21 protein-coding genes are annotated in these 22816 nt (G+C 71.6%); 12 read left to right on the top strand and 9 right to left on the bottom strand.

Translation table 11 applies throughout. The features are described 5' to 3' along the window. Window position 1 precedes the first annotated feature (1 nt). The gene (locus P3X83_RS24500; protein WP_277307535.1) at window positions 2-1237 is read left to right on the top strand and encodes a hypothetical protein; all 1236 of its coding nucleotides are present in this window, start codon (window positions 2-4) and stop codon (window positions 1235-1237) included. A gap of 103 nt (window positions 1238-1340) precedes the next feature. After that, entirely contained in the window at window positions 1341-4184 is a 2844-nt protein-coding gene (locus P3X83_RS24495) for a LuxR family transcriptional regulator (RefSeq protein WP_277307534.1), read from the top strand. An 85-nt stretch (window positions 4185-4269) separates the two neighbouring features. Here the strand turns inward: P3X83_RS24495 and P3X83_RS24490 are convergent, their stop codons facing one another. Further along, window positions 4270-7692, bottom strand: a complete 3423-nt coding sequence (locus P3X83_RS24490) for a M28 family peptidase (RefSeq protein WP_277307533.1) — start codon at window positions 7690-7692, stop codon at window positions 4270-4272. Window positions 7693-8124: 432 nt separating this feature from the next. Between P3X83_RS24490 and P3X83_RS24485 the strand changes: the two genes are divergently transcribed. Further along, window positions 8125-8505: an ATP-binding protein gene (locus P3X83_RS24485; RefSeq protein ID WP_277307532.1), complete on the top strand. Its 381-nt coding sequence runs from the start codon at window positions 8125-8127 to the stop codon at window positions 8503-8505. Here P3X83_RS24485 and P3X83_RS24480 read toward each other — a convergent pair. The 6 genes from P3X83_RS24480 to P3X83_RS24455 are packed head-to-tail and all read right to left on the bottom strand — an operon-like array spanning window position 8496 to window position 14309. After that, entirely contained in the window at window positions 8496-10067 is a 1572-nt protein-coding gene (locus P3X83_RS24480; protein ID WP_277307531.1) for a fused response regulator/phosphatase, read from the bottom strand. The genes P3X83_RS24485 and P3X83_RS24480 overlap by 10 nt on opposite strands. Next, window positions 10060-11724, bottom strand: coding sequence for an ATP-binding protein (locus P3X83_RS24475; protein ID WP_277307530.1), 1665 nt, complete (start codon window positions 11722-11724; stop codon window positions 10060-10062). Before P3X83_RS24475 ends, P3X83_RS24480 begins: the two co-directional genes overlap by 8 nt. Continuing rightward, the gene (locus P3X83_RS24470; protein ID WP_277307605.1) at window positions 11721-12713 is read right to left on the bottom strand and encodes an ATP-binding protein; all 993 of its coding nucleotides are present in this window, start codon (window positions 12711-12713) and stop codon (window positions 11721-11723) included. Before P3X83_RS24470 ends, P3X83_RS24475 begins: the two co-directional genes overlap by 4 nt. After that, a complete protein-coding gene (locus P3X83_RS24465; RefSeq protein WP_277307529.1) occupies window positions 12710-13111 on the bottom strand; it encodes an anti-sigma regulatory factor in 402 nt (133 codons plus the stop codon). The genes P3X83_RS24470 and P3X83_RS24465 overlap by 4 nt, the downstream gene beginning before the upstream one ends. After that, window positions 13108-13473, bottom strand: coding sequence for an STAS domain-containing protein (locus tag P3X83_RS24460; RefSeq protein ID WP_277307528.1), 366 nt, complete (start codon window positions 13471-13473; stop codon window positions 13108-13110). The genes P3X83_RS24465 and P3X83_RS24460 overlap by 4 nt, the downstream gene beginning before the upstream one ends. After that, entirely contained in the window at window positions 13473-14309 is an 837-nt protein-coding gene (locus P3X83_RS24455) for an STAS domain-containing protein (protein ID WP_277307527.1), read from the bottom strand. The genes P3X83_RS24460 and P3X83_RS24455 overlap by 1 nt, the downstream gene beginning before the upstream one ends. Window positions 14310-14591: 282 nt before the next feature. Here P3X83_RS24455 and P3X83_RS24450 point away from each other — a divergent pair, with 282 nt between their 5' ends. From P3X83_RS24450 to P3X83_RS24425, 6 genes are all read left to right on the top strand, one after another. After that, the gene (locus P3X83_RS24450) at window positions 14592-15761 is read left to right on the top strand and encodes an alkaline phosphatase PhoX (protein WP_277307526.1); all 1170 of its coding nucleotides are present in this window, start codon (window positions 14592-14594) and stop codon (window positions 15759-15761) included. Window positions 15762-16006: 245 nt separating this feature from the next. Next, window positions 16007-16261 (top strand): acyl carrier protein, encoded by a 255-nt coding sequence (locus tag P3X83_RS24445; RefSeq protein ID WP_277307525.1) that lies wholly within the window; start codon window positions 16007-16009, stop codon window positions 16259-16261. Between the two features lie 19 nt (window positions 16262-16280). Continuing rightward, entirely contained in the window at window positions 16281-16715 is a 435-nt protein-coding gene (locus P3X83_RS24440) for a thioesterase family protein (RefSeq protein WP_277307524.1), read from the top strand. After that, window positions 16712-17851, top strand: coding sequence for a beta-ketoacyl synthase N-terminal-like domain-containing protein (locus tag P3X83_RS24435; RefSeq protein ID WP_277307523.1), 1140 nt, complete (start codon window positions 16712-16714; stop codon window positions 17849-17851). The genes P3X83_RS24440 and P3X83_RS24435 overlap by 4 nt, the downstream gene beginning before the upstream one ends. Then, window positions 17841-18392 (top strand): beta-ketoacyl synthase N-terminal-like domain-containing protein, encoded by a 552-nt coding sequence (locus P3X83_RS24430; protein ID WP_277307522.1) that lies wholly within the window; start codon window positions 17841-17843, stop codon window positions 18390-18392. Before P3X83_RS24435 ends, P3X83_RS24430 begins: the two co-directional genes overlap by 11 nt. 73 nt (window positions 18393-18465) lie before the next feature. After that, window positions 18466-19044 carry a GNAT family N-acetyltransferase gene (locus tag P3X83_RS24425; RefSeq protein WP_277307521.1) on the top strand — a complete coding sequence of 193 codons (579 nt, stop codon included), beginning with the start codon at window positions 18466-18468 and terminating at the stop codon, window positions 19042-19044. Window positions 19045-19449: 405 nt separating this feature from the next. Here P3X83_RS24425 and P3X83_RS24420 read toward each other — a convergent pair whose 3' ends face one another. Both P3X83_RS24420 and P3X83_RS24415 read right to left on the bottom strand, forming a co-directional pair. Next, window positions 19450-20028, bottom strand: coding sequence for a sulfite exporter TauE/SafE family protein (locus P3X83_RS24420; protein ID WP_277307520.1), 579 nt, complete (start codon window positions 20026-20028; stop codon window positions 19450-19452). A 275-nt stretch (window positions 20029-20303) separates the two neighbouring features. Then, complete coding sequence (locus P3X83_RS24415) at window positions 20304-20936, bottom strand: hypothetical protein (RefSeq protein ID WP_277307519.1); 633 nt, start codon at window positions 20934-20936, stop codon at window positions 20304-20306. Window positions 20937-21135: 199 nt separating this feature from the next. On the opposite strand from P3X83_RS24415, the gene P3X83_RS24410 reads away from it, so the two are divergent. From P3X83_RS24410 to P3X83_RS24400, 3 genes are all read left to right on the top strand, one after another. Then, window positions 21136-21396 (top strand): hypothetical protein, encoded by a 261-nt coding sequence (locus tag P3X83_RS24410; protein ID WP_277307518.1) that lies wholly within the window; start codon window positions 21136-21138, stop codon window positions 21394-21396. A 265-nt stretch (window positions 21397-21661) separates the two neighbouring features. Further along, entirely contained in the window at window positions 21662-22504 is an 843-nt protein-coding gene (locus P3X83_RS24405; protein WP_277307517.1) for a hypothetical protein, read from the top strand. Then, window positions 22476-22736, top strand: coding sequence for a hypothetical protein (locus tag P3X83_RS24400; RefSeq protein WP_277307516.1), 261 nt, complete (start codon window positions 22476-22478; stop codon window positions 22734-22736). The genes P3X83_RS24405 and P3X83_RS24400 overlap by 29 nt, the downstream gene beginning before the upstream one ends. Window positions 22737-22816 lie beyond the last annotated feature (80 nt).

Genomic DNA, 22816 nt, shown 5'->3' with positions numbered 1-22816 from the left:
GGTGGAGGTTCTCGCGCACGGCATCGGCACGCGGATCGACCTGCCGATTCCGGTCTTCTACGCCTTCGCCGCCGCGCTGGCCGCGCTGTTCGTGTCGTTCCTCGGCCTGGCCGTGCTGTGGCGGGAACCGAGGTTCCGGGGCGCGGCGGCCGGGCGGCCGGTGCCGTTCCTGGAGCGGGCGGCGGACTCGCGCGCGGTTCGCGGGGTGCTGCGGGCGGGCGGCCTGGCGGCGGCGGCCATGATCACGTGGTTTCTGGTCGCCGGGCCCGCCGACCCGGCGCGCAATCCGGCGCCCTGGCTGGTCTACATCGTGTTCTGGGTCGGGCTGGCGCCGGTCTCGCTGGTCTTCGGGCCGGTATGGCGGCTGGTCAACCCGTTGCGCACGGTCGTGCCGCTGGTGCGGGCGATGTGGCGGCGTCCGCCCCGGCCGCTGCCGGAGCGCCTCGGCCTGCTGCCCGCGACGGCCGGGCTGCTGGCGTTCACCTGGATGGAGCTGGTCTGGCCGGAGCCCGCCGCGACGTCCACCCTGATGGTCTTCGGCGCGGTCTACACCGTGGCGCACCTGGCCGGGGTCGCGGTGTACGGCACGGCCTGGCTGGACCGGGCCGACGCCTTCGAGGTCTACTCCGCGCTGGCGGGCGCGCTCTCGCCGCTGGGCCGCCGGTCGGACGGACGCCTGGTGCTGCGCGGGCCGTTCAGCGGACTTTCCGCGCTGCCGGGTGAACGTGGCCTGGTGGCGACGGTGTGCGTGCTGCTCGGTGGCACCGCTTATGACGGGCTGTCGAGCGCCCCGGCGTGGGCGGATCTGCTGCAGAGTGGATCACTCGGGCCAACCCTAACAGGAACGCTGGGCCTGCTCGGCACGATCGGCGTCGTGGCCGGGTTGTACCTGGTGTGCGCGGGACGGACCACGGAGTTCGCGCACTCGCTGGTCCCGGTCGCGGTGGGCTACCTGGTCGCGCACTACTTCTCGCTCCTGGTGATCGACGGACAGCGGGCGGTCATCCTGGCCCTGGGCGTCGACGCGAAACCCGACGACACTGTGGTGACCCCCGCCACGATCGCCACGGTGCAGGTGATCGCGATCATCGTAGGGCATGTGTTGGGAGTGATTGCCGCGCACGATCGAGCCCTACGTCTGTTTTCGGCTGGTCAGGCGGTTTCGCGGCAGATTCCGTTGTTCCTACTCATGGTCGGCTATACCCTCGGCGGTCTGGCCCTTCTCCTGGTGACCTAGATGTAGCCCAGAGGGTTGACCGATGGACGGAAGGTAGTGGATAACAGTAAACCGGGAGGGGGCCCCGTAATCCAGATCTGTTCTGACCATATCGGAGCCGCCGATGGCGAGTGTCGCCGCTTCCGTTCTCGTCGGCCGTGACGCGGAACTCACCGCGCTCATGGACGTCATCACCTTGCCGCCGGCCGTGGCGCTGCTGGAAGGCGAGGCGGGGATCGGTAAGACGCGTCTCGTTCACGCGGCCATCGGGGGCCTTCCCGCCGAGGAGCGCACCGTGCTGCTCGGACACTGCCACCAGATCCGGGAGCCGTTCCCTTACGGTCCTGTATTCGACGCGTTGAGACACGTGTCGGGATTGTCAGATCGTGCGCTTAACCCGGTAATCGGGGCATTGCGTGAGTATTTGCCGGAATTGTCCGGAGAACTGCCGCCGTCGCTGCAACCGCTCGACGACGCCAGGGCCGAGCGGCACCGCCTGTTCCGGGCGGTGCACGCGCTGCTGGCGGCGATCGCGCCGGCCGTCCTGGTGATCGAGGACCTGCACTGGGCCGACGACGGCACCCGGGACCTGCTGCGTTTCCTGACCGACGAACCTCCCGACGGCCTGGCGATGATCGTCACCTACCGGCGGGAGGACCTTCCGGTGCCCGGCCTGCCGTTCGGGCGCGCCTACCGGCGTCCCCCCGGCACCCGCAGCGGGGTCATCGCGCTGCGCCCGCTGGGCGCCGACGACGTCGGCAAGCTCGCCGGGGCACTGCTCGGCCGATCCGATCTGAACACCGGCTTCGTGCACAAACTGCAGGAGCGCACGGCGGGCATCCCGTTCGTGATCGAGGAGGTCCTGCGGTCGTTGCAGGACGGCGAGGGCGCCCCGTTCGCCGCCGACGCCGGGCCCGACGCCCTGGACGGCATGGCGGTGCCCCTGCTGCTTCGCGAGGCGATCGCCGAACGGCTGGCCGGCCTGTCCCCGCCCGCGCTCAGCGCGGTGCGTGCGGCGGCGGTGCTGCGCGTCCCCGCGGGCGAGGCGCTGATCGCCGCCGTCGGCGGCGTCACCTCCGGCACCGGGCTGCGCGAGGCGCTGAAGGCGGGCGTGCTGCACGAGTACCGCGAAGGCCGGTACGGCTTCCGCCACACCCTCGCCCAGCAGGCCGTCTACGACTCGACCCCCGGCCCCGACCGGCGGCTGCGGCACGAGCGGGCGATGGCCGCGCTCGCCCCCCTGGATCCGCCGCCCCTGGTCCAGCTCGCCTTCCACGCCCGCCGCGCGGGCGAGTTCGAGGCGTGGCAGCGGTACGGCACGGCCGCCGCCGCCCACGCCGCCTCCGTCGGCGACATGCCGATCGCCGTCGAGGTGCTGGAGGGCATGCTCGCCGACCCGGAGCTGCCCTCCTCCGCGCGGGGCTCGCTGGTCCTGCGGCTCAGCCGGGTCGCCGCCGTCGGGCTCTCGCACCGCAGGGTGGTCCGGCTGCTCCGCCACCTGCTGGTCGACGAGACCCTGTCCCGCCAGGTGCGCGGCGAGGCGCGGATCAACCTGGGCGTGCTGCTCAGCAACCAGGGCGGCGCGGTCGCGGAGGGACGCAAGGAGATCCAGGCGGCCCTCGTCGATCTGGACCACCGTCCCGCGATCGCGGCGCGCGGCCTGGCCCTGCTGGCCATGCCGTCCTGGGGCGAGGAGTCGCTGACCGTGCACTCCGAGTGGATGGAGCGCGCCGAGAAGCTGGTGGCCACCGCGGGCGACCCGGAGCAGGCCGCGGCCGTCCACGGCAACAAGGTGGCCTTCGCCATGCTGGTGGGGGCGCCCGAGGCGTTCGACCTGGTCGCGACCCTGCCGGGCGGCGATCCCTCGGCGGCGGTGCGCCGCCAGACCGCCCGCGCCTATTCCAACCTGTACGACGCGGCCATCGCGCTCGGGCACTACACCGAGGCGCGGCGGTTCGCCGGGGAGGGCAGGCGCATCGCGGAGGAGTCCGGCGCGCTCTACCCGGTCTACCTGTTCGAGGTGTCCAAGCTGCGGCTGGACTGGCTGTGCGGCCAGTGGGAGGGGCTGCGCGAGAGGGCCGCCGCCGTGGTCGAGCTGACCAGGGAGACGCCGCTGCTCGCGGTGGACGCCCGGCTGGTCCTCGGCATGCTGTCCTCGGCGCGCGGCGAGTGGGAGGAGGCCGAGGGGCACTTCCTGGCGGCCGGGCTGCGCGACGAGGAGTCGGGGTTCCTGCCGGTCATGTGCGTGGCCTCCGGCGGGCTCGTCGAGCTGTACCTGACCCGCGACTCCCTGCAGGACGCGCTGGCCGAGGTCGACCGCGCGGTGTCCAGGCTGCGCCGCAAGGGCGTCTGGGTCTGGGGCGATCACCTGGTGCCCTCCGCGGTGGCGGCGCTGCTGCGGGCGGGCTGGCAGGCCGACGCGCGCCGCCTCGTGGACGAGTTCGCCGAGGGGCTGGCGGGCCGTACCGCGCCGTCGGCGATGGCCGCGCTGGAATTCGCGCGCGGCACCCTGGCGTACGACGGAGGCGACTTCGCGGAGGCCGCGCGGCTGTTCGGGGCCGCGCGGGCGGGCTGCGAGGCGATGCCCAAGCCGTTCACCGCGGCGCGGACGGCGGAGGCCGAGGCCACGGCGCTGATCGGGCTCGGCGACCGGCCGGGCGCGGCGGAGCTGCTGGGGGGTGCGGCGGAGCGCTTCGCCGGGCTCGGAGCCACCCACGACGCGGCGCGGTGTCGTCGCACCCTGCGCGAGATCGGCGCGGGCAGTCCGCCGCCGAGGGTGAAGAAGAGCAAGGGGAACGCCCTTTCTCCGAGAGAGCGGGAAGTGGCCAGGCTGGTCGGGCTCGGCCGGACGAACAGGGAGATCGCCGAGGTGCTGTTCCTGTCCCGGCGAACGGTGGACACCCACGTGGCGAGCGTCCTTCGCAAGCTCGGCGTCCGGTCGCGCGGTGAGGTGCGTCCGCCCGACTAGACCCCGATCCGGCAAGGTCCCGGCCGGTGGCAGCGCACTGGGGCAAGCACGCTGTCACCGGCCGGGGCGGGGATCCCCCTTCCTCTTAGACGGTTACGCTCCAGGAGTCCAGGTAACCGGTGTCACCGGGGTACACGTCCTGGATGTACAGGAGCCACTGGCCACGTGCCTGCTGGCTGACCGGCACGGAGTAGGTGCGGGTGCCGTACGGCGTGCAGCTCGTGCCGCCGTAGCGGTCCACCGCGTACCACTGACCGTTCGGCCCGCGGAGCAGGATGTCCAGGTCCTCGGCGCAGGTGTGGTTGATCGAGATGCTCACCCGGACCGGGGACGAGGCGGCGCCCGTCGCCGTGGAGTTGATCGGGCTCTGCACCGTGCCGTAGTCGTAGATCATGTAGTTGGTGTCGTTGGTGAAGGTCCTGCCACCGGTGTCACCCTGCACGGTCAGCGCGTAGGTCGCCGTGCGCGTGGTGGTCTCGCCGGTGCCCGTGACGGTCACGTTGTACGTGCCGGGCGGGGTGGTGGACGAGGTCGAGATGGTCAGGCTGGAGGAGTTGCCGGAGGTCACCGACGGCGGGTTGAAGTTCGCCGTGGCGCCGCTGGGCAGGCCGGTGGCCGACAGGTTCACCGTCTGGGCCGTGCCGGAGGTGGTCTGGGTGTTGACCGTGGCGGTGGCCTGCTGGCCCGGGTTGACACTGCCGGACGACGGGTTCAGCGAGACCGTGAAGTTGCGGTCGGGCGAGGGGCCGCCGACGGCGTACTTCCAGATCGCGTAGGCCGCCGCGTCGGACGCCCGGTCCAGGATCGTGTCGTTGATGTTGCTGGTGGTGTCGCACGCCGAGTGGTAGCAGGAGTCGTACGCCGCGTTCGCGGTGCCGCCCCACTTGCTGGCCTGCGCCTGGCTCTTGATGGCGCTCGCGCCCGCCGCGACACCGGAGGTGGCGATGCCGGCGTTGCGGAAGGAGGCGTCGTCGGAGCGGTTGGCGCCCTCGACGTTCTCCTCGGGTGCGAGGCTGAGCGCGGTGTAGAAGGCCCGCAGGTCGGCCGCGGCGGCGGTGCTGATGTTGTTGATGAAGTAGCCGCCGTTGCGCGAGCCCACCATGTCGTAGTTGTGGTAGATCTTGATCTTGGCGCGCTCGGTGGAGCTCAGCGAGTTGACGTAGAAGCGCGAGCCGTTCAGGCCCTGCTCCTCGTCGGTCCACCAGCCGAAGCGCACGTGCTTGGACAGGGTGGGCCGCTGCGCGGCCAGGGTGAGCGCGACCTCCAGCAGGGCGCTGGAACCGGACGCGTTGTCGTTGATGCCGGGTCCGGCCGAGACGCCGTCGAGGTGGGCGCCGGCCATGATGGTCTGGTTCTCGTCACCACCGGGCCAGTCGGCGATCAGGTTGGGACCCGAGCCGGCGGTGCAGCCCGAGGTGCAGGGCTGGCGGACGACGGTGTAACCCGCCGCGCGCAGCTTGTTCTCGACATAGGTCACCGAGGCGGTGTAGCCGGCGCCGGTGGAACGGCGGTTGCCGCCGTTGCTGCTGGCGATCGAGCCGAACTGGGTCAGGTGAGCCTTGACGTTGCTGAGGCTGACGTCCGGAGGATCGTTGCCGCCGGGGCCGCCGTCGCCGACCTGGAGGTTGAAGACCACGCTGTGCACGGGGTTGCCCGCGCCGTTGACGGTGATCTGGTAGGGGCCGGGCGAGACGTTGGCGCCGACGTTGACCGTCATGGTCGAGTTGGCGCCCGAGGTCACCGTGGTCGGGTTGAAGGACACCGAGACGCCGCTGGGCACGTTGGAGGCGGCGAAGGTCACCGACTGCGGGCTGCCGGAGACGGTCTGGGTGGTGACCGTGGTGGAGATGGAGTTGCCCGGCTGCGCGGTGCCGGAGGCCGGGTTCAGCCCGATGCTCCAGTCGTTGCCGGGGGTGCCACAGGCCGGCTCTCCGGACTGGGTCGGCACGGCCACGGCGGACCACGCGGCCTTGGTGGCGTTGCACTCCGCGCTGTTGGCGCCGTACAGCTCGACGACCGCGGCCATCGAGGCGGAGCGGACGTTGACGTACCGCCAGCTCGACGTCTTGCGGTTGAGCGCGCCCATGAAGATCTTGCCGGCCTTCTGGATGCCGATTCCGGTCACCGAGGACGGGCCACCGGAGCAGATCGGGCTGTTCGGCTTGCCACCGCCGGGGCTGCTGCCCTCGGCCAGCAGGTAGAACCAGTGGTTCAGCGGGCCGGCCGCCGCGTGGACCTCGGTGTTCGGGATCTGCGACGAGTAGCAGTTCGGGTCGTTGCCCACCAGGCTCGGATTGTACATGTTGCGGATCGGGCCCCGGCCGACCAGGTTGACCTCTTCGCCGACGAGGTAGTCGGGCTCGTCGTAGGTGGCCGGGTGGTTGACGTAGTGCTCGGTCAGGGCGCCGAAGATGTCACCGGTGCCCTCGTTGATACCGCCGTTCTCGTTGCCGGAACCGGCGCCACCGGGCGTGGTCTGGAAGATCGCGTGGCCGTACTCGTGCGCCACCACGTCGATGGGGGTGGCCTGCAGGGAGTTGGCCTGGTTGTGCCCGAAGTTGGTGTAGCTGCCGTTCCAGTACGCGTTGACCTCGTTCAGGCCGACGCGAGCGGGGAAGCCGCGACCGCTTCCGTTGATGCCGTTGCGACCCAGCCAGTCGCGCAGCATGTTCCATTCCTTCTGCACGCCGAACAGGGCGTCGACGCAGGCGGTCTCCAGGTTGGTACCCGAGCCGGTGCCCCAGGAGTCGTCCGTTCCGGTGTAGGCGGTGCCGCCCTGGCCGCCGCAGCTGATGCCCGGCCGGGTCGTGTCCGTCATCGAGTACGAGCTGCCCGAGCCGCTGGTGTCGATGGTCACCGAATTGCCGTTGTAGCGGCTGTTGCCGGTGCCGGCCCGGACCTCGTCGTAGGAGTCGACGATCTTGCCCGACTTCGCGTCCACGAAGACGTGCTGCTTGCTCGGCTTGTCCTTGGCGACGCCGGAGACCACGGCCTCCCAGACCAGCGTCGGCTTGTCCCACGCCAGGACGACCAGGCGCGGGGCGGCGCTGTCGTCGACCCTGCTCAGCCTGGTCTTGGCGGTCTTCAGCGCCTGCGCGGCGTCGATCTTCGCCTTGGTCGGCACGTTGTCCGGGCTCGGCCCGGAGGCGGCGGTGGTGTCGCGCACGTTGCCGGCGGAGTCCGTCACGACGACGGCGTCGCCGCCGACCACGGGAAGTCCCTTGTAGGTGCGCTCGTACGCCACGAAGTACATGCCGCCGGCGCCCGGTGTGACGTTCAGGCGGCGGTACTCCTCGCTGGGACCCCGGCGCAGTTCATCGACCCTGGCGGAGACCGCCTGGTCGGCGACGGCCGCGGCGAGCGACTTGGGGTCGGCCGCGGACTTGGTGATCCGCGCGGTGGTGGGCTTGGCCCCTGGTGGGGCCGCGAGGGCCGACGACGCCGGTAGCGCCGTCGACGCGACCACGGCGGCGCCGAGCGCCGCCGCGACTAAGGTTCTGCGTTTCACGTGCTGTTGTCCTTTCGGCTCTCCCAGGCCAGGCCGCCGATCGGCGGCCAGCGGCCACCGCACCGCCGGGGGTCGCCCGGCGGTGCGGTAACGGGAAACGGGGGGTGAAGGATGTTTGCAGGGCGTCGAAGGTCATGGGGGGTGATCGACCCGCTTCGCCCTGTGCCGCATGACGCTAAGGGGTGACCCCGCTCAGAAAAATCCGTAAGGCTATCGGTAGCCATACGTAAATCGACCGAGGACCGTACACCGGGTGTACGCATGGGGCTGGAGCGGGGCCGAGAGGTTCCCCTAAGGTGGCGGACGGGCTCTCACGCGAAACGTGCCGTACTCGGCCGTGCCTGACCGCGGGCGGCGTGCTGAGGTGGATTCCCAGGTGAGGCGGGTTCTGTGAAGGAGAGCGGCCATCCGCCCGTTTCCGCGCGATCCCTGATGGCCTTCGGGTTATCGGGGCTGGCCGCCGTACGCGATCTCGCCGGTGGCTTCGCCCGGCGGCTCGGCATGGGCGACGACTGGATCGCCGGGTTCGTGCTGGCGGTCAACGAGGTGACCACCAACGCGGTCACGCACGGCGCGGAGACCGCGAGCGTCCGCGTCTGGGACGAGGACGGTCACCTGGTCGTCCAGGTCCACGACGACGGCGCGTGGCGGCCCTCCCCGGCAGGGCAGGCCGCCCCCGGGCCGTTCCCCACCCGGGGCATGGGACTGTGGGTGGCCCGCCGGATGGCCTCCGTCCTCGACCTGGACACCGGTACGGCCGGCACCACCGTGACGATGCGGTTCGACCGCCGGGCCGTCCCCGGTCAGCGCTGAGGCCGCCGCAGGGCCACCAGCGCGACGTCGTCCGTCCGCGGGCCGAACCGCCGCGCGAGCCGGTCGCAGAAGCCGTCGAGGTCGTCGTCGATCGACTCCGACAGCTTCCTGACCACCTCCAGGTTCTCGTCCAGCGGCGTGGCGGGGTCCTCGACCAGCCCATCGGTGAACAGCACGATGCTGCCGCCCGGCGCCAGGTGGATGCGGTCCACCCGGTACTCCTCGTCCGCGACGCCGAGCAGCAGGTTGCCGAACCGGTGGTACTCGGTTTCGCCGTTCACCAGCAGCGGCGGGATGTGCCCGGCGTTGGCCAGCTCCACCTCGCCGGTGGCCGGGTCGATGACCAGCAGGCAGACGGTCGCCGTCATCCCCGGGTGGTAGCGGAGTAGGACCTTGTTCAGCAGCGTGAGCGTGCGGGCGAGGTCGGCCGAGCCGATGATCGACGCGCGCAGCGCGTGCCGCAGCTCGGCCATCACGGTCGCCGCGTACAGCGAGTGGCCCGCCACGTCTCCTATCGCCACCAGCAGCCGGTCGCCCAGCGGCAGCACCTCGTAGAAGTCGCCGCCGATCTCCACGTTGTCCGCGGCGGGCTGGTACCGCACCGCGAACGACAGGCCGGGCACCTCGGGCAGGCGCCTGGGCAGCAGGCTGCGCTGCAGGGTGAGCGCGATGGTGTGCTCCTCGGTGAACACCCGCAGCGCGTCCACGGCCAGCGCCAGCGCCTGGCCGAGCTGGCGCAGCAGGTTGACCTCGTCGGAGTCGAGCGGCGCCTGCGTCCGCACGCCCAGGTAGACGGGCGGCCTGCCCTGCTTGGTGCGGCACAGGATGCCCCACCCGGCGACGGTGGGGTCGGCCCCGGTCGCGGCCGGCCAGTCGGCTGGGTCGAGCGTGATCGTGGTGATGCCCGCCTGGTCGGTGGCGTCCAGCTTGCGGAACCGGTTGAGCGAGTCCGGCACGGTCATCTTGGCGATCGCGGTGCGGCCGGGGTGCGCGCCGTAGCTGCGGAGCCGGCCGTCGGGCGGCAGCGCCAGCACCTCGGTGTGGCGTTCCAGCAGCCCCGCCGCGCCCACCACGGCCACGTGCAGCAGGTGGTCGAAGGTCTCCGCCTCGTTGATCTTCAAGGAGATCTCGGCGAGCCGGGCCAGGCGGGCGGCCATCAGCTCGGCCCGCTGCCGCGCCCGGTAGTAGCGCAGCGTCGCCTCGACGGTGGCGGTGAACTCCTGCGGCTCCACCGGCTCGGACAGGTAGGCGTCGGCGCCGCGCTCCAGCCCCTCGGTGCGGTCGGCGGGCGTGACGGCCTTGCCGGAGATCTGGATGACGGGTGTCGAGGAGGTGCCCGGATCGGCCTTGATCCGCTCGCACACCTCGAAGCCGTCGATGTCGGGCAGCCGGACGTCGAGCACCACCAGGTCGGGCCGCAGCTCGGCCACCCTGGTGAGCGCCTCCTCGCCCCCGGACGCCTCGACGACCTGGTGACCGGCGCGGCGCAGCCAGCTCGACAGGATGTAGCGCTTGGTCTGGGTGTCGTCCACCACCAGCACGGTGGCCCTCGGGTCAGGCATTCCGGCCGTCCAGCGCGGCGCGGACCGCGGCGAGCAGTACGTCGCGGCGTAGCCCTCGCTTGGACAGGATGGCGTCGGTGGACTGTTCCGGCGAGCCGTGCGTGACCGTGACCACGGGGACGCCGCGCAGCGTCTCGTCCTCGGCCATGTGCTGGCGCAGCGCGGTGCCGTCCAGGCGGGGCATCATCAGGTCGACCAGCACCACGTCCGGCGGGTTGGCCCGCATCAGCGCCAGCGCCTCGGCGCCGTCGGTGGCCTCGTCCACGTTGGCCGCCACCCCGGCCAGCATGCGCCCGGCCAGCGCGCGGAAGTCGGCGTCGTCGTCGGCGATGAGCACCCGGTCGATCTCCGGCGAGCCGAGCCCGTGCGGCAGGCGCAGCACCGCGGTGGTGCCGGTGCCCTCCTCACTGCGCAGCTCCAGCCCGCCGCCCAGCGCCTCGGCCACGCGCCGCGCGTACGGCAGGCCGAGCCCGGTGCCCTTGGCCCGGACCTGGATCGGCCCCGGCACCTGGTAGAACTCCTCGAAGACCTGCTCGATCCTGGCCGCCGGGATGCCGATCCCGGTGTCGGCGACGGTGAAGACCACCTCGCCGGCCGCGGTGTCGAGGTCGGCCAGCAGCCGCACGGATCCCCGCTCGGTGAACTTCAGCGCGTTGGACAGCAGGTTGCGCAGGATCCGGGTCAGCATCACCTCGTCGGCGACGATCTCCCGTGCCGCCTCGGTCACCTCGACCTCCAAGGTGACCTCGCCGCCGCCCGCAGAAGGCCGCATCACCGAGGCGAGCTGCTCGGCGAGGGCCACCACGTCGATCAGCGACGCGTGCGGCTCCAGGCGTCCCGCCTCGGCCTTGGCCATGTCCAGCAGCTCGTCCACGAGGCCGAGCAGCGTCTCGCCCGAGCGCCCGATCAGGCTGACCTGGTGGATCTGCTCCTCCGCCAGCGGCTCGGCGCCGGGGCCCAGCATCAGCCGGACCAGCCCGATGATCGAGTTGAGCGGGGTGCGCAGCTCGTGGCTGACCGTGGCCCAGAATCGCTTGCGCGCGTCGCTCGCCTCACGCAGCCGGGTGGACTTCTCGTCCAGTTCGCCGTAGAGCGCGACGACGCCCCGGTTGGTCTCCTCCAGCTCGGCGGAGAGCTGGTTGTACAGCGCGAGCACGCCCTGGTTGGTCTCCTCCAGCTCGGCGTTGAGCCGCAGGACCTCCTCCAGGGTCTGCGCCAGTTCCCGGTTCTGCTCGCGGAGCTCCTCCAGCGCGGTGACCGGGGCGAGGTGCGCGAGCTGGGCGCGCAGCACCTTCGGGTCCGTCACCGGCCGGTTGTACGGCAGGCCCTTGGTCATCGTGATGTGTCCCACCGCCTCGTCGATGGTGATGAGGTCCACGAGCCGCCCGGCCAGCACCACGCCCGCCGAGGCGCCGATGCCCAGTGCGGGCGGGTAGTCCACCGTGATGATCACGTTGTCGTCGTCCACCGAGAAGATCACCGAGGTGTTCCCGTCGGCGCTGAACGCCTCCCGGCCGACCTCGGACAGCGCGGTCGCCACCCGGATCTGGTCCTGGCTGCGCAGCCCCACCCGTTCGGCGATCTCCCGGCCCACCCGGCGGATGGCGAAGACGTCCTGGTGGCCGGTCAGCCGTACGCGCAGCAGCTCCTCGCTCATGACGCCGCCTTCACGGCGACCACGCAGGCGTCGTCCCTGCGGCTGCCGGCCTCGCGCAGCAGGGCGGCGCTGATGACCGAGGGGGAGCGGGCGAACAGCCCGGGGACGGTGGCCGGGTTCCAGCGGGAGGTCAGGCCGTCGGAGTGCAGGACCACCGTCGCGTTCCGCGGCAGGTCGTAGCCGAACTCGCGCGGAGTCCGGCTCTGGTGCCCGGCGATGCCCGGCATCGAGGTCAGGCCGCGCCGGGCGCCCTCGCTGATGATCCACCCCGCGACGTTGCCGATGCCCGCGTAGGTCACCGCCGCGCGGCCGATCCTGGCGATCGCCAGCGCGCCGCCACGGGTGTGTCCGATGCCCTCGTGGACGCGGGTGAGGATCTCGCCGGGCGGCAGGTGCGCGGCGCGGCGGAAGATCTCCATCGCCTCGGCGGACGCCTCGGCGGCGGCGGGCCCGTGCCCCAGCCCGTCGCAGAGCGCCACCGTGATCAAGTCGTCGGTCTCGACGGCGGCGTAGGCGTCGCCGCAGACCATCTCCTCGCCGATCGGCCGGGTCAGGCCGCTGGCCCGCAGCGGCGAGACGGGGACGTCGTCGGGGGAGAAGTGCATGGTCAGCACCGTGCCCTTGCCGGGCACGGAGTAGATGTCGTAACCGGAGGCCAGCCTGGAGATCGCGCCGAGCCCGACGCCGAGGGTGCCGGCGGTGGAGTAGCCGTCGCGCAGGGCGCGCCCCAGGTCGGCGAAACCGGGGCCCCGGTCGATCGACACATACTCGATCACGTCGGGCCGCTCCGGGTGCGGCCGGACCAGGACGACCCCCTCGACGGCGTGCTTGACCAGGTTGGAGGTGGCCTCGCTGACCGCGATGACCAGTTGCTCGGTGCGGACCTCGGAGAACTTCGCCGCCCTGGCGAGGTCCAGGGCGGCCTTGCGCAGCGCGCCGACGGCACTGCGCTCCTCCGCCCAGACCCAGGTGCCGGACTGCGCGGTCATCGCGCCCACTTGGTCACCGTGACGACGGTGCCCTTCCCTGGAGTGGACACCAGGTCGAAGTCGTCCATCAGCCGGCGGGAGCCGGTGAGCCCCAGGCCGAGCCCGCGCCCGCTGCTCCAGCCCTCGGTGAGGGCCTTGCCGATGTCGGGGATGCCCGGCCCGTCGTCGCTGAACTCAAGGCGGATGCCGCGCCTGCGCCCCTCGTCGACGACGTGCAGGCGCATCCGGCCGCCCCCGGCGTAGACCAGGGCGTTCCTGGCCAGCTCGCTGGCCGCGGTGACCACCTTGGTCTGGTCCACCAGGGACAGGCCCAGGTCGAGCGCGGCCTCGCGGACGCGCTGCCTTACCAGCACCACGTCGCCGTTCTCGACGATGGGCACATCGGTCGGTCCGGTCACCGCGAGTCGGCCCTGAGCTGCTCCAGCAGGGCGAGGCCCTTTTCCAGATCCAGCGCGGTCCGCACTCCGCCGAGTGAGAGGCCCAGCTCCACCAGGGTGATCGCCACCGCCGGGCGCATGCCGACGACCACGGTCTGCGCGTCGAGCATGCGGACCACCGCCGCGATCGTGGACAGCATCCGGCCGATGAAGGAGTCGACGATCTCCACGGCCGTGATGTCGATGATCAGACCGCGCGCCCCGGTGTTCACCACGGCGTCCGCCAGATCCTCCTGGAGGACCAGGACGCTCTGGTCCTCCAGGTCGATCTGGATGGTGACGACCAGGGTGTCGCCGAGTTTGAGGATGGGGACCCGGTCCATCAGGTGGTCTCCGCCTTGAATCTGAACCGCGTGGAGCGCTCGTCGCGTATCTGCACGCCGCTGCGCCACAGCGCGTGGGCCAGCGCGTCGGCCAGAGTGGCCTTGGTCACGATGTCGCCGAACTCGATGCCCAGGGTCACGATGGTGTGCGCGATCTGCGGGCTGATGCCGGAGATCGAGCACTCCGCGCCCATCAGGCGGGCCGCCGCGACCGTCTTGAGCAGGTGCTGGGCGACCTCGGTGTCGACCGCGGGCACGCCGGTGATGTCGATCACCGCGTGCTCGGCGCCGGTCTCGACCAGCTTCTGCAGCAGCTTCTCCATCACGACCTGGGTCCTGGCGGAGTCGAGCGTGCCGATCAGCGGGACGGCCACGATGCCCTCCCAGAGCTTGACCACGGGGGTGGACAGCTCCAGCAACTGCTCGGCCTGGTCCCGGATGATCTTCTCGCGGGCGGCGGAGTAGGTCTCGAAGGTGAACAGCCCGAGATCGTCGATGAGCTTGGAGAACCAGATGAAGCCCCGGAGCGCGTCCGAGTCCCCATCGGCCTCCACGGTCTCGTACACGGCCTCCTTCAGCGCGAACACGGCGCGGGAGGTCTCGGAGGGGGTGAGCTCCAGCCGGGCGCGCGAACGGGAGAACTCGGCGAGGAGTCCCTGAACGTCGCTGAAGTCGCCGTGGGCGGGACTCATCGCGGCGCGCAGGGCCGCGTACATTTCGCGGAGTTCGTCGGCTGGTGCTTCGGAGATGTGGCGCCAGCGCTGGAGGATCTGCTCCTCGCCGGAGCCGAGCAGGTCTCCGATGCGCCGCCGTCCGGCGTCCGTCGAGATGGTCAAGAGTGCTCCTGGGGTGTCTGCTGAATACCGCTTGTTACCCTAATGGCGGTCGCTGACACCTCATAATGGACAACTTCCCAGTATGAGGTGGATCTCCTACGCAGCCCGGTCACACAGGGCGACCGCGCCACCGTCCCGGGCCTTCCCGGCGGGCGGCCCCGCGCCCTCCGATACTCCCCGGAGTCATCCGGTGTTCATCCCGTGACCGGTCCCCGGTCAAACGAGCGGCCTACCTTGTGCGTGGCGCGATGCCGGGTCGCGCCGCGAGGAAAGGGAACACCGATGAAACGCCGCACGTTACTTCGCGCTTCCGTGGTCGGGGCCGGCGCTCTGGCCGTCAGCGGAAGCCTCTGGGAGAGCGCGCTCGCCGCGCCCGCGCAGAACGCCACCGGCCCTTACGGCGCGCTGCAGGCCGCCGACGCCAACGGCATCCGCCTGCCCGCTGGCTTCACCAGCCAGGTGGTGGCCCGCTCGGGCCAGGTCGTCTCCGGAACCTCCTACACCTGGCACGGCGCACCCGACGGCGGCGCGTGCTTCGCCGACGGCGCGGGCGGCTGGATCTACGTCTCCAACGCCGAGCTCGGCGCCCCCTCCGGCGGCGCGTCGGCGATCCGATTCAACTCCTCAGGCACCGCCACCTCGGCGTATCGCATCCTGTCCGGCACCGACCGCAACTGCGCCGGCGGCGCGACCCCCTGGAACACCTGGCTCTCCTGCGAAGAGGTTCCCACCGGCAGGGTCTGGGAGACCTACCCGCTCAGCGGGTCGGGCGGCACGGCGGTGGTCCGCCCGGCGATGGGCCGGTTCAACCACGAGGCCGCCGCCTGCGACCCGGTGCGCCGCGCCATCTACCTCACCGAGGACATGAGCGACGGCTGCTTCTACCGCTTCCTGCCCACCACGTGGGGCGACCTCTCCTCCGGCACCCTGCAGGTGCTCCGCGCGAGCACCGCCACCTCCGGATCCTTCACCTGGGCGAACGTGCCCGACCCTGACGGCTCGCCCACCGCCACCCGCAACCAGGTCTCCGGCGCCAAGCGATTCAACGGCGGCGAGGGCTGCCACTACGCCTCCGATACCGTCTGGTTCACCACCAAGGGCGACAACCGCGTCTGGCAGGTGAACCTCGCGGCGGGCACCTACGAACTCGCCTACGACGACAACCTGGTCAACCCCGGCCCGGCCCCGTTGACCGGCGTGGACAACATCACCGGCTCCACCTTCGGCGACCTGTACGTGGCCGAGGACGGCGGCAACATGGAGATCTGCCTGATCACCCCGGACGACAAGATCTCCGTCTTCCTGCGGATCAGCGGCCAGAGCTCCTCCGAGATCACCGGCCCGGCCTTCACCCCGGCGGGTGACCGGCTGTACTTCTCCTCCCAGCGCGGCACGTCCGGCTCATCCTCGGGCGGCATCACCTACTGCGTGACCGGGCCGTTCCGCCGCTGACCCCCCTCCCCCCCTCGCGAGGCCGCCGCCGCGCGGCGCCGCCGGACCAGGCCCCCGGCGGCGGCCTCGCCCTCTCCATCAGGTGATTGACCGGCCGAAATCACCCCGGTAATGCGACCTTTCCATTTCCCGGGAAAGACCTCCGAACGTTCCCGTCCTTGTCGTGACAGCGCAATTGACGAACGACATTGAGCGGTACATGCTGACCGTATTGAGACGGCCGGCTCGCGAACCGTGGAGGTGGGATGGAAATCGAGGACACCATAACCAAGATCTTGGTGACCGAATTGTTCGTCGAGACGACGACCGGCCGCATCAACCCTCATGAGAGCCTGCGCGACCGCTACGGTCTCGATTCACTCGGATTCACCGAGTTACGGGTCCAGTGCGAGGACGCCTTCAATGTGCGAATCGACGACGAATATTTCGTCCCGGAGAACTTCCGGACCGTCGCCGATCTGGCCGACTTGATCCGGCGGCTTCAGGGAGACGACGCGTGAACGTCTTCGCGAGCCGGGAATGAGCGGACTGCGCCCGCTGCGCCGCCGGGTGGAGCACGTCGACACCGACGCGGCGGGGGTGGTCCACTTCACCCGCTACGCCTCGCTCATCGAGACCGCGCTGCTGGAGAACCTGGAGGAGCTGGGCGTGGGCACTCACCTGCTGAGCGCGCGGGCGCTGGAGCCCGCGGTGACCGAGCTGCGCATGACCTACCGGGCCGCGGCGCGGTTCCCCGACCTGCTCGTGGTCCGCGTCGACGTGGACCACGTGGCGGGGGAGACCTGCGGAGTCAGCGGCACCGTCCACCGGGTGGAGAACGGCGCGGCCGGGGGCGAGACCCTGCTGGCCACCGGCGGGCTGGTGCTGGGCGTGGTCAGGGCGGGCGACGGCGCGCCGGCCGTGCTGCCCGACACCTTCCGCGCCGCGCTGCGCGCCCGGATGGAGGACCGGTGACGACCGGTCCCGCAGTGGCGAACGTCTGCGTCACCGGGATGGCGTGGACCACCGCGCTGGGGGACGACCTGCCGGGGGTGTGGGACCGGCTGCTGGCGGGCGACGACGGCTTCCGCGAGGTGCCGTCCGAGCACCCGGTGCGCAACCCGCTCGCCGCCGTGCTGGACGCCCCGCCCCTTGAGCGCCGGCCGTCCGAGCGCCAGCGGGCGATCGCGGCGGACGCCCTGTGCCGCGCCCTGGACGACGCCGCGTCCCCCGAGGACCCATTGGCGGTCCTCGGCACCGGCTTCGGCGCCCTCCTCGACGACGATGACGGCGACCTGTACGCCTGGGCCTCCGACGTGCGCGTACGCGCGGGGCTGCGCCGTCCCCCGGTGGCCGTGGGCACGGCCTGCTGCTCGGGTGCGGACGCGATCGCGGTCGGCTTCGAGCTGGTCCGCTCCGGCGCGGCCGAGGTGTGCGTCTGCGGCGCGGCCGACGTGCTCACCCCGGTCAAACGGCTCGCCCACACCGCGCTCGGCACCATGTCGCCGACCCGGCTGCGCGCCTTCGACCGCAGCGCCGACGGCACGCTGCTCGGCGAGGCGGCGGGCTTCGTGGTGCTCGAACCCGAGGACGCGGCGCGGGCGCGCGGCGTCAGGCCGTACGCGGTGCTGAACGGCGCGGGCGCGGCCAACGACGGCGGTGGCCTGACCGCACCCGACCCGGCGGGCATTGGCGCCGTCCTCGCCGCCCGCCGCTGCCTGGCGATGGGCGGCCTGCGGCCCGGTGAGGTGACCGTGGTCAACGCCCACGGGTCCGGCACCCCCGCCAACGATCACGCCGAGTCCCGCGCCCTGGCACGCCTGTTCGCGGGCTGCCGCCCACGACCGGTCGCGTTCGCCACCAAGGGCGCGTTCGGCCACACCCTGGGCGCCTCCGGCGCGATCGAGGCGATCGCCCTCATCCTGGCCCTCGGGGCGCGCACGGTCCCCCCAGTCGCCGGCCTGGCCGAGCCGCTTGGCGGTTTCCCCGTCCCCCTCCCCACCACCACCCCCCTCCCAGTCCTCCCCGGCACCGGCCTAAGCCTGACCCTCGGCTTCGGCGGCTTCGTCACCGGCCTCGCCTTCACCCCGGGAGAACGCCGTGCATGCTGACGCCCTGCCCGCCGGTGGTCTGCGCACGGTGGGGAGCGGGACGGCCCGCACCGGCGACCCGGCCACGGCCGGGCGCCGCGCGGCGTGCCTGTACGCCGACCCGGCCGCCTGGCTGGTCGTGGCCTCGGTGGAGGCCGCGCTCACCGCGACGCCCCCCGACGTGCGGGCCCGCGCCGCCGAGTTCGGCGTCCTCGCGGTCAGCGCGCACGGCACCCGGCACACCATGCGCGAGCTGGCCGCCTCGGCCGACCGGGGCCGGGTCTCGCCGCTGCGCTTCGCCGGGGCGAACCCCGCGTCCCTGGCCGGGCTGCCCTGCATCGCCTTCGGCTTCCGCGGCCCCAGCCTGTTGCTGTGCATGCGCCCCGGCGACGCGCGGTCCATCGTCGCGATCACCGCCTCCGGCTGGCTGGCGAGCGGCCAGTGCCGCTACGTCGTAGTAGCCGAGCACACCGAAGAGGACGGCACGCACACCGTGACCAGCCGCGTCCTCGCCACCATTGCGCTATATCTAGAAGGCGAAATCGCCGCTCCGGCGCAATAGCGGTGGGATATCTGAAAGCGGTCATCTAATGCGCGCTCTGGGCGACTGGCTGGCGGACGTGGAACATGGGCTGATGCCGGAACCGTCCGGCCGCACGGTTGTCGTGCCACAGCCCTCGCCGCGCGACTTCGGCGTCATCGCCTTCACCGGCCGCAACCTGGTCTTCGCCGATATCGACCCCGCCTGGATCCACGGCCTCCTGCCGCCGGACGACGTCTCGGCCCCGCTGAGCCCGCCGTTCCTGCACGCCCTCGGGAACAAGACCGGCCGCGAGATCGGCACAGTGGACCTGCTCGCCCTCGCCCCGCCGCTGCCCGGCCCACCCCCGATCCCGCTCACCGAGGTCACCCCGACGGGCCACCCCCGCGTCGCCCGCGCCCTGCGCCACCGCGACGACGTCCGGGTATGGACCTGCCCGGAGGGCGTCGTCCTCACCGGCCGCGGAGTCGCGGGCCGCTGGGAGGTCGCCGTCGAGGTCGACGAGGCCCACCGCGGCCACGGCGTCGGCCGCACCCTCGCCCGAGCCGCCCGCCACCTCGTCCCCGGCCCTTTATGGGCCCAGATCGCCCCCGGCAACGCGGCCAGCGTCCGAGCCTTCCTCGCGGCGGATTTCATCCCGGTAGGCGCAGAGGTCCTTCTGACCAACCCGTGAGCCTACGGCAGGGGGAGGCGGCCGGATCAGACGGCGCGCAGCCCGTGCCGCCCGGGGCACGCGCCTGCGACGCGGGATGGAAGCCAACCTCGCCGTCGCCGCTCCACCTGGTAGTGGGGAGGTGGCGCGCACCTACCCGGCCGGATCGGCCGAGGGCCTCCCGGATCGCACTCACCTACGCCGCCGCCCCCTGTGTCCGGCGACGCGATCAGGCCGAGATGTCGCCACCCGGTCGCCCGACTTGTCGGCGCAGCCGTCCATGACCAGCGCGTGCGCCGCCCGCCCGATGACCGCCACCGCCCCGGCCGAGGCCGATGTCTGCGACGGCGACGGCGGCACCCGCGCTCGGCCGGGAACTGATCGGCGGCGCCACGCTGTGCTGTGATCCGAGTTCGGGCGATGGGCTCAACCGGTGTAGGCGTTCCAGCCGAGCTTGATCGCGACGGTGAGGCCGCAGGCGGCGGCGAGGTAGCGGAGGCTGTGGCCGGGCAGGCGGCGTGCGATCTTGGGGCCGACCCACCCGCCGAGCAGGAAGCCGCCGGCCGCGCCGAAGTAGCCGGTGTAGCAGGTGACGACGAACAGCGCGATCCGCCCCAGCGTCCCGTGCTCACCCCGCCCGCCGCCGGAGGGCGGGCGGACCAGCAGGAGCGAGGCCATCGCGATCAGCCAGGGTGCGATGCGCTCGAACGTCGTGGCCGGCGTCACCAGCAGCAGTAGCGCGCCGGTCGCGCCGCCCAGCGCGGCGATCGGGCCGAGCCGGACCATCCGCCGGTGCGCTCCCGCCAGTTCGGGGCGGGACCCGGCGGCGGCCCCGACACCGGTGAAGGCGAGAGCGACGGTGTTGGTGACGTTCGCGGTGAGCGGCGGCAGGCCGAAGGCGAGCAGGGCGGGGTAGGAGACGATCGAGGCGAGGCTCACCACCGTGCTCACCACACCGGCCGCGAGGCCGACCCCGAGCAGGCCGACGACATCTCCGATGATCACCGCGGGTCTTTGTGCGGTCCGCCGACGTCGCGCCCGGCCCATGCATTCGCGAAGCGTTTCAGCCACTCACGCGGGCTCGTCTCAGACATGGTCGTTGTACTCCAGTGCGACCGCTCGGGTGGGGACGAATCGAATGACCACCGGCTACCGCACGTCCGTCGTCCGAAACTCCGGTTTCGTGCCAGAAGGCTATCCGATCAAGATGAGGGAGGGCACTTGTCAGTCGCCACACTGGTAGGCGATCAGCGTTTGGGCCTGGACCCTCATCATGTACCTCACCGCCTGACGGAGGAGACGCTGAAGAGTGCGACGTCCAGGAGGAGGAGCAGCACGACCAGACCACCGATGACCCATGACCCGCGCGCCACAGTGGCCCGGAGCGGGGCCAGGCCATCGGCGCGGCGGGGGCCGATCCTGCCCGCGGGGTCCCAGATGATCCGCACGGTCGCGCCCGGCGTGGCCACCGATGTGGACGCCTGCATGGCGTCCGGCGCACCACCGGGACAGCGCAGCCGGTAGTGGTATTCGGTCTCGAACATGTCGCCGGGGCTTGCGGGATCGGGGAACCCGGCCATCACGACCTCCCCCCGTTCCTCCTCCACCACGCACGCGCTGATCCGGCCGCGTTCGGTGAGCGTCTTGTCCACCGCCGTGGTGGACGCGAGCATCAGCGATGCCCCTCCCGCGAGGTACAACGCGGTGACCAGCAGGGGCCGCTCGAACATGGCCACCGAGGCGACCCAGTAGGCGCCCAGCCCCACCAGGACGGCCACGGCCACCAGCGCCGGCCGCCGCCAGCCGTCCGGCCCGGACACGTACAGGTACGCGACCGGCCATGACGCGGCCACCGCCACCACCGCAGCGTCGATGCCTCCGAGGACTCTCCCGCTGGGGCGGACGCGGATCACGTAACGCTCGCACGGCGAGGGGCCGTTTCCTCCCGTACACCGTCCTGGCGGTGTGGGGAGGGGACCAGAGCCATCATGAAACAGATGGTAATCATCCGTAGCGCTTAGTGATCGGCGATGTCGCCCATCCCTGCGGCCGCTCGGTGGCGAATAGAACTGGCCGGGGTTCCCCGGCGTTCCAAGCAATACAGGAGCAGACATGCAAGCCGACATTTCCCGTCCTACCCGCCGCTGGGTCCGACTGCTGGCATCCCTTGCCGTCACGACCGCAGGCTTCACCGTCGCCGCCATCGGTCCGGCGACACCCGCCAGCGCCTGCTGCTTCCAGCCCCGACACCCCGATGAGGAGGGCTACAGGGTCGTCGAACACCCCGGCTTCGGCAATTACGACTACATCTACGAGAGCGGGCTGGTGCGGGAGTACCGCAGCTTCACGTTCTTCCGCGAGTACCGCCGCTGACGGCGAGCGCGAGAGGAGGCGCGTGCTCGGGCGGGCGGCGCGCTGGGACGTCTCTAAACAATGACAGGATCCTCTCCGAGGACACGTTCTTCAACCGGTTCAAGAACGACCCGCCGGTGGAACGGTCCCGACCATGGCGAATCTCCGCTGGCCGGGGGCATCGGCGTAAGGTAGCGATTTAATCAACCGCCACGGAAACGGCCGCCGTCTCCGTGGCGGTTGCTCGCATTTCTCATCATCCCCCCGACTGAATGGCCCCCTCCGCATGGATCTGAACGATGCCGTCACCTATTACACGGACCTGCTCCACTCGTCCGCCCCGTTCGGGGAGACTCTGGCATGGACCGTCGTCCGCCCTGTCCAGGGGCCGCCTCCCTCGGTGGAGGACGTCGCCTCGCGGCTGACCGGCGGTGGCAGCCCCGTTCTCGTGGAGTCCGACGAGGAGTTCACCGAGGAAGCGGTGTTCATGGACGGCCCGCCCGTCTACCTCGGAGCGACTGGGGCGGTGATCATGCTGACCGAGCCCAGCGGGTTCAGCTACGCCGCCCGGCAGCAGGTGATGGCGTGGCTGAGCCAGGACGCGCAGGTCTGGCACCTGTCATGGAATGTCGCGGGAACCCCCGGCCTGGAGTACGCGGCCCACGGACGGTACCTCGCCCGGATTCCCTCACTCGAACCGGAATCCCTGTACGGAGTGGATCCCGGCGCGCTGGAAGAGGAGGCCGCGGCCCTGCAAGCGGTGGCCGGAGCACCCTGGCCGGCCCAGAAGGCGACCGCGATGGCCGTCATCGAGGCACGGACCGGGGCACGGCTGCCCGGGGACTGGTACGAGCACCCCCGCACGGTGGCGACCATCGATCCGCTGCTCGGCGAGGAATGCCCGCCGATCGGGCCTGCGGCACCACGAGCCGGATCTGGACGCCAGACTCCGCCTGGCGGCTCCGGAGCGCCGCCGTACGATCCTGCTGCACCTGATCGACGTCCTGACCGAGCGGTTCGACCTCGGCTCGGCCGCCGTCACCCGAGCCAGGCGAGCGGCGCACGACCGCCTGCCGATCGGCGCCGATCTGCTGGCGGACGTGACGGGCGAGTGGGAGACCCTCGGTGAACGGTGGGCCGGGCAGGGCGCCGCGTACCGGGAACAGGCAGAAGACGAGTGGCGGCGATGGGTGGCGGCCAACGGGGTCCGTCATGCTCTGCGCTCTCTCAACGAAGGGGCGAGCGTCCTCGACGGCCTCACCTATGCCCGATTCGCCTTGTCCGACGAGTGGCCGGGCATCCGGGCGCGGATCCGCGCCGAACTCAGATCCGGGCTTCCCGGCTCGCGTCAGGTCGTCTGAGCCGGTGGCGGTTAGGAGTCGGTTCTCATTTAGAGGAGGGATGCGCAGGAGGTGGCGGTCAGGAGGCCGACCGGCAGGTT

It is taken from the genome of Spongiactinospora sp. TRM90649, from assembly GCF_029382225.1.
Taxonomy (GTDB): domain Bacteria; phylum Actinomycetota; class Actinomycetes; order Streptosporangiales; family Streptosporangiaceae; genus Spongiactinospora.
Note: the sequence above shows the minus strand (reverse complement) of the source record. Positions and strands in the feature narration are given on the sequence as shown.

What these genes read in the sequence shown, in the direction of transcription:
- P3X83_RS24495 (WP_277307534.1), top strand. Translation starts at nt 1,341, where the DNA reads ATGGCGAGTGTCGCCGCTTCCGTTCTCGTCGGCCGTGACGCGGAACTC.
- P3X83_RS24485 (WP_277307532.1), top strand. Translation starts at nt 8,125, where the DNA reads ATGGCCTTCGGGTTATCGGGGCTGGCCGCCGTACGCGATCTCGCCGGT.
- P3X83_RS24480 (WP_277307531.1), bottom strand. Translation starts at nt 10,067, where the DNA reads ATGCCTGACCCGAGGGCCACCGTGCTGGTGGTGGACGACACCCAGACC.
- P3X83_RS24475 (WP_277307530.1), bottom strand. Translation starts at nt 11,724, where the DNA reads ATGAGCGAGGAGCTGCTGCGCGTACGGCTGACCGGCCACCAGGACGTC.
- P3X83_RS24470 (WP_277307605.1), bottom strand. Translation starts at nt 12,713, where the DNA reads ATGACCGCGCAGTCCGGCACCTGGGTCTGGGCGGAGGAGCGCAGTGCC.
- P3X83_RS24460 (WP_277307528.1), bottom strand. Translation starts at nt 13,473, where the DNA reads ATGGACCGGGTCCCCATCCTCAAACTCGGCGACACCCTGGTCGTCACC.
- P3X83_RS24450 (WP_277307526.1), top strand. Translation starts at nt 14,592, where the DNA reads ATGAAACGCCGCACGTTACTTCGCGCTTCCGTGGTCGGGGCCGGCGCT.
- P3X83_RS24445 (WP_277307525.1), top strand. Translation starts at nt 16,007, where the DNA reads ATGGAAATCGAGGACACCATAACCAAGATCTTGGTGACCGAATTGTTC.
- P3X83_RS24440 (WP_277307524.1), top strand. Translation starts at nt 16,281, where the DNA reads ATGAGCGGACTGCGCCCGCTGCGCCGCCGGGTGGAGCACGTCGACACC.
- P3X83_RS24425 (WP_277307521.1), top strand. Translation starts at nt 18,466, where the DNA reads ATGCCGGAACCGTCCGGCCGCACGGTTGTCGTGCCACAGCCCTCGCCG.
- P3X83_RS24410 (WP_277307518.1), top strand. Translation starts at nt 21,136, where the DNA reads ATGCAAGCCGACATTTCCCGTCCTACCCGCCGCTGGGTCCGACTGCTG.
- P3X83_RS24405 (WP_277307517.1), top strand. Translation starts at nt 21,662, where the DNA reads ATGGATCTGAACGATGCCGTCACCTATTACACGGACCTGCTCCACTCG.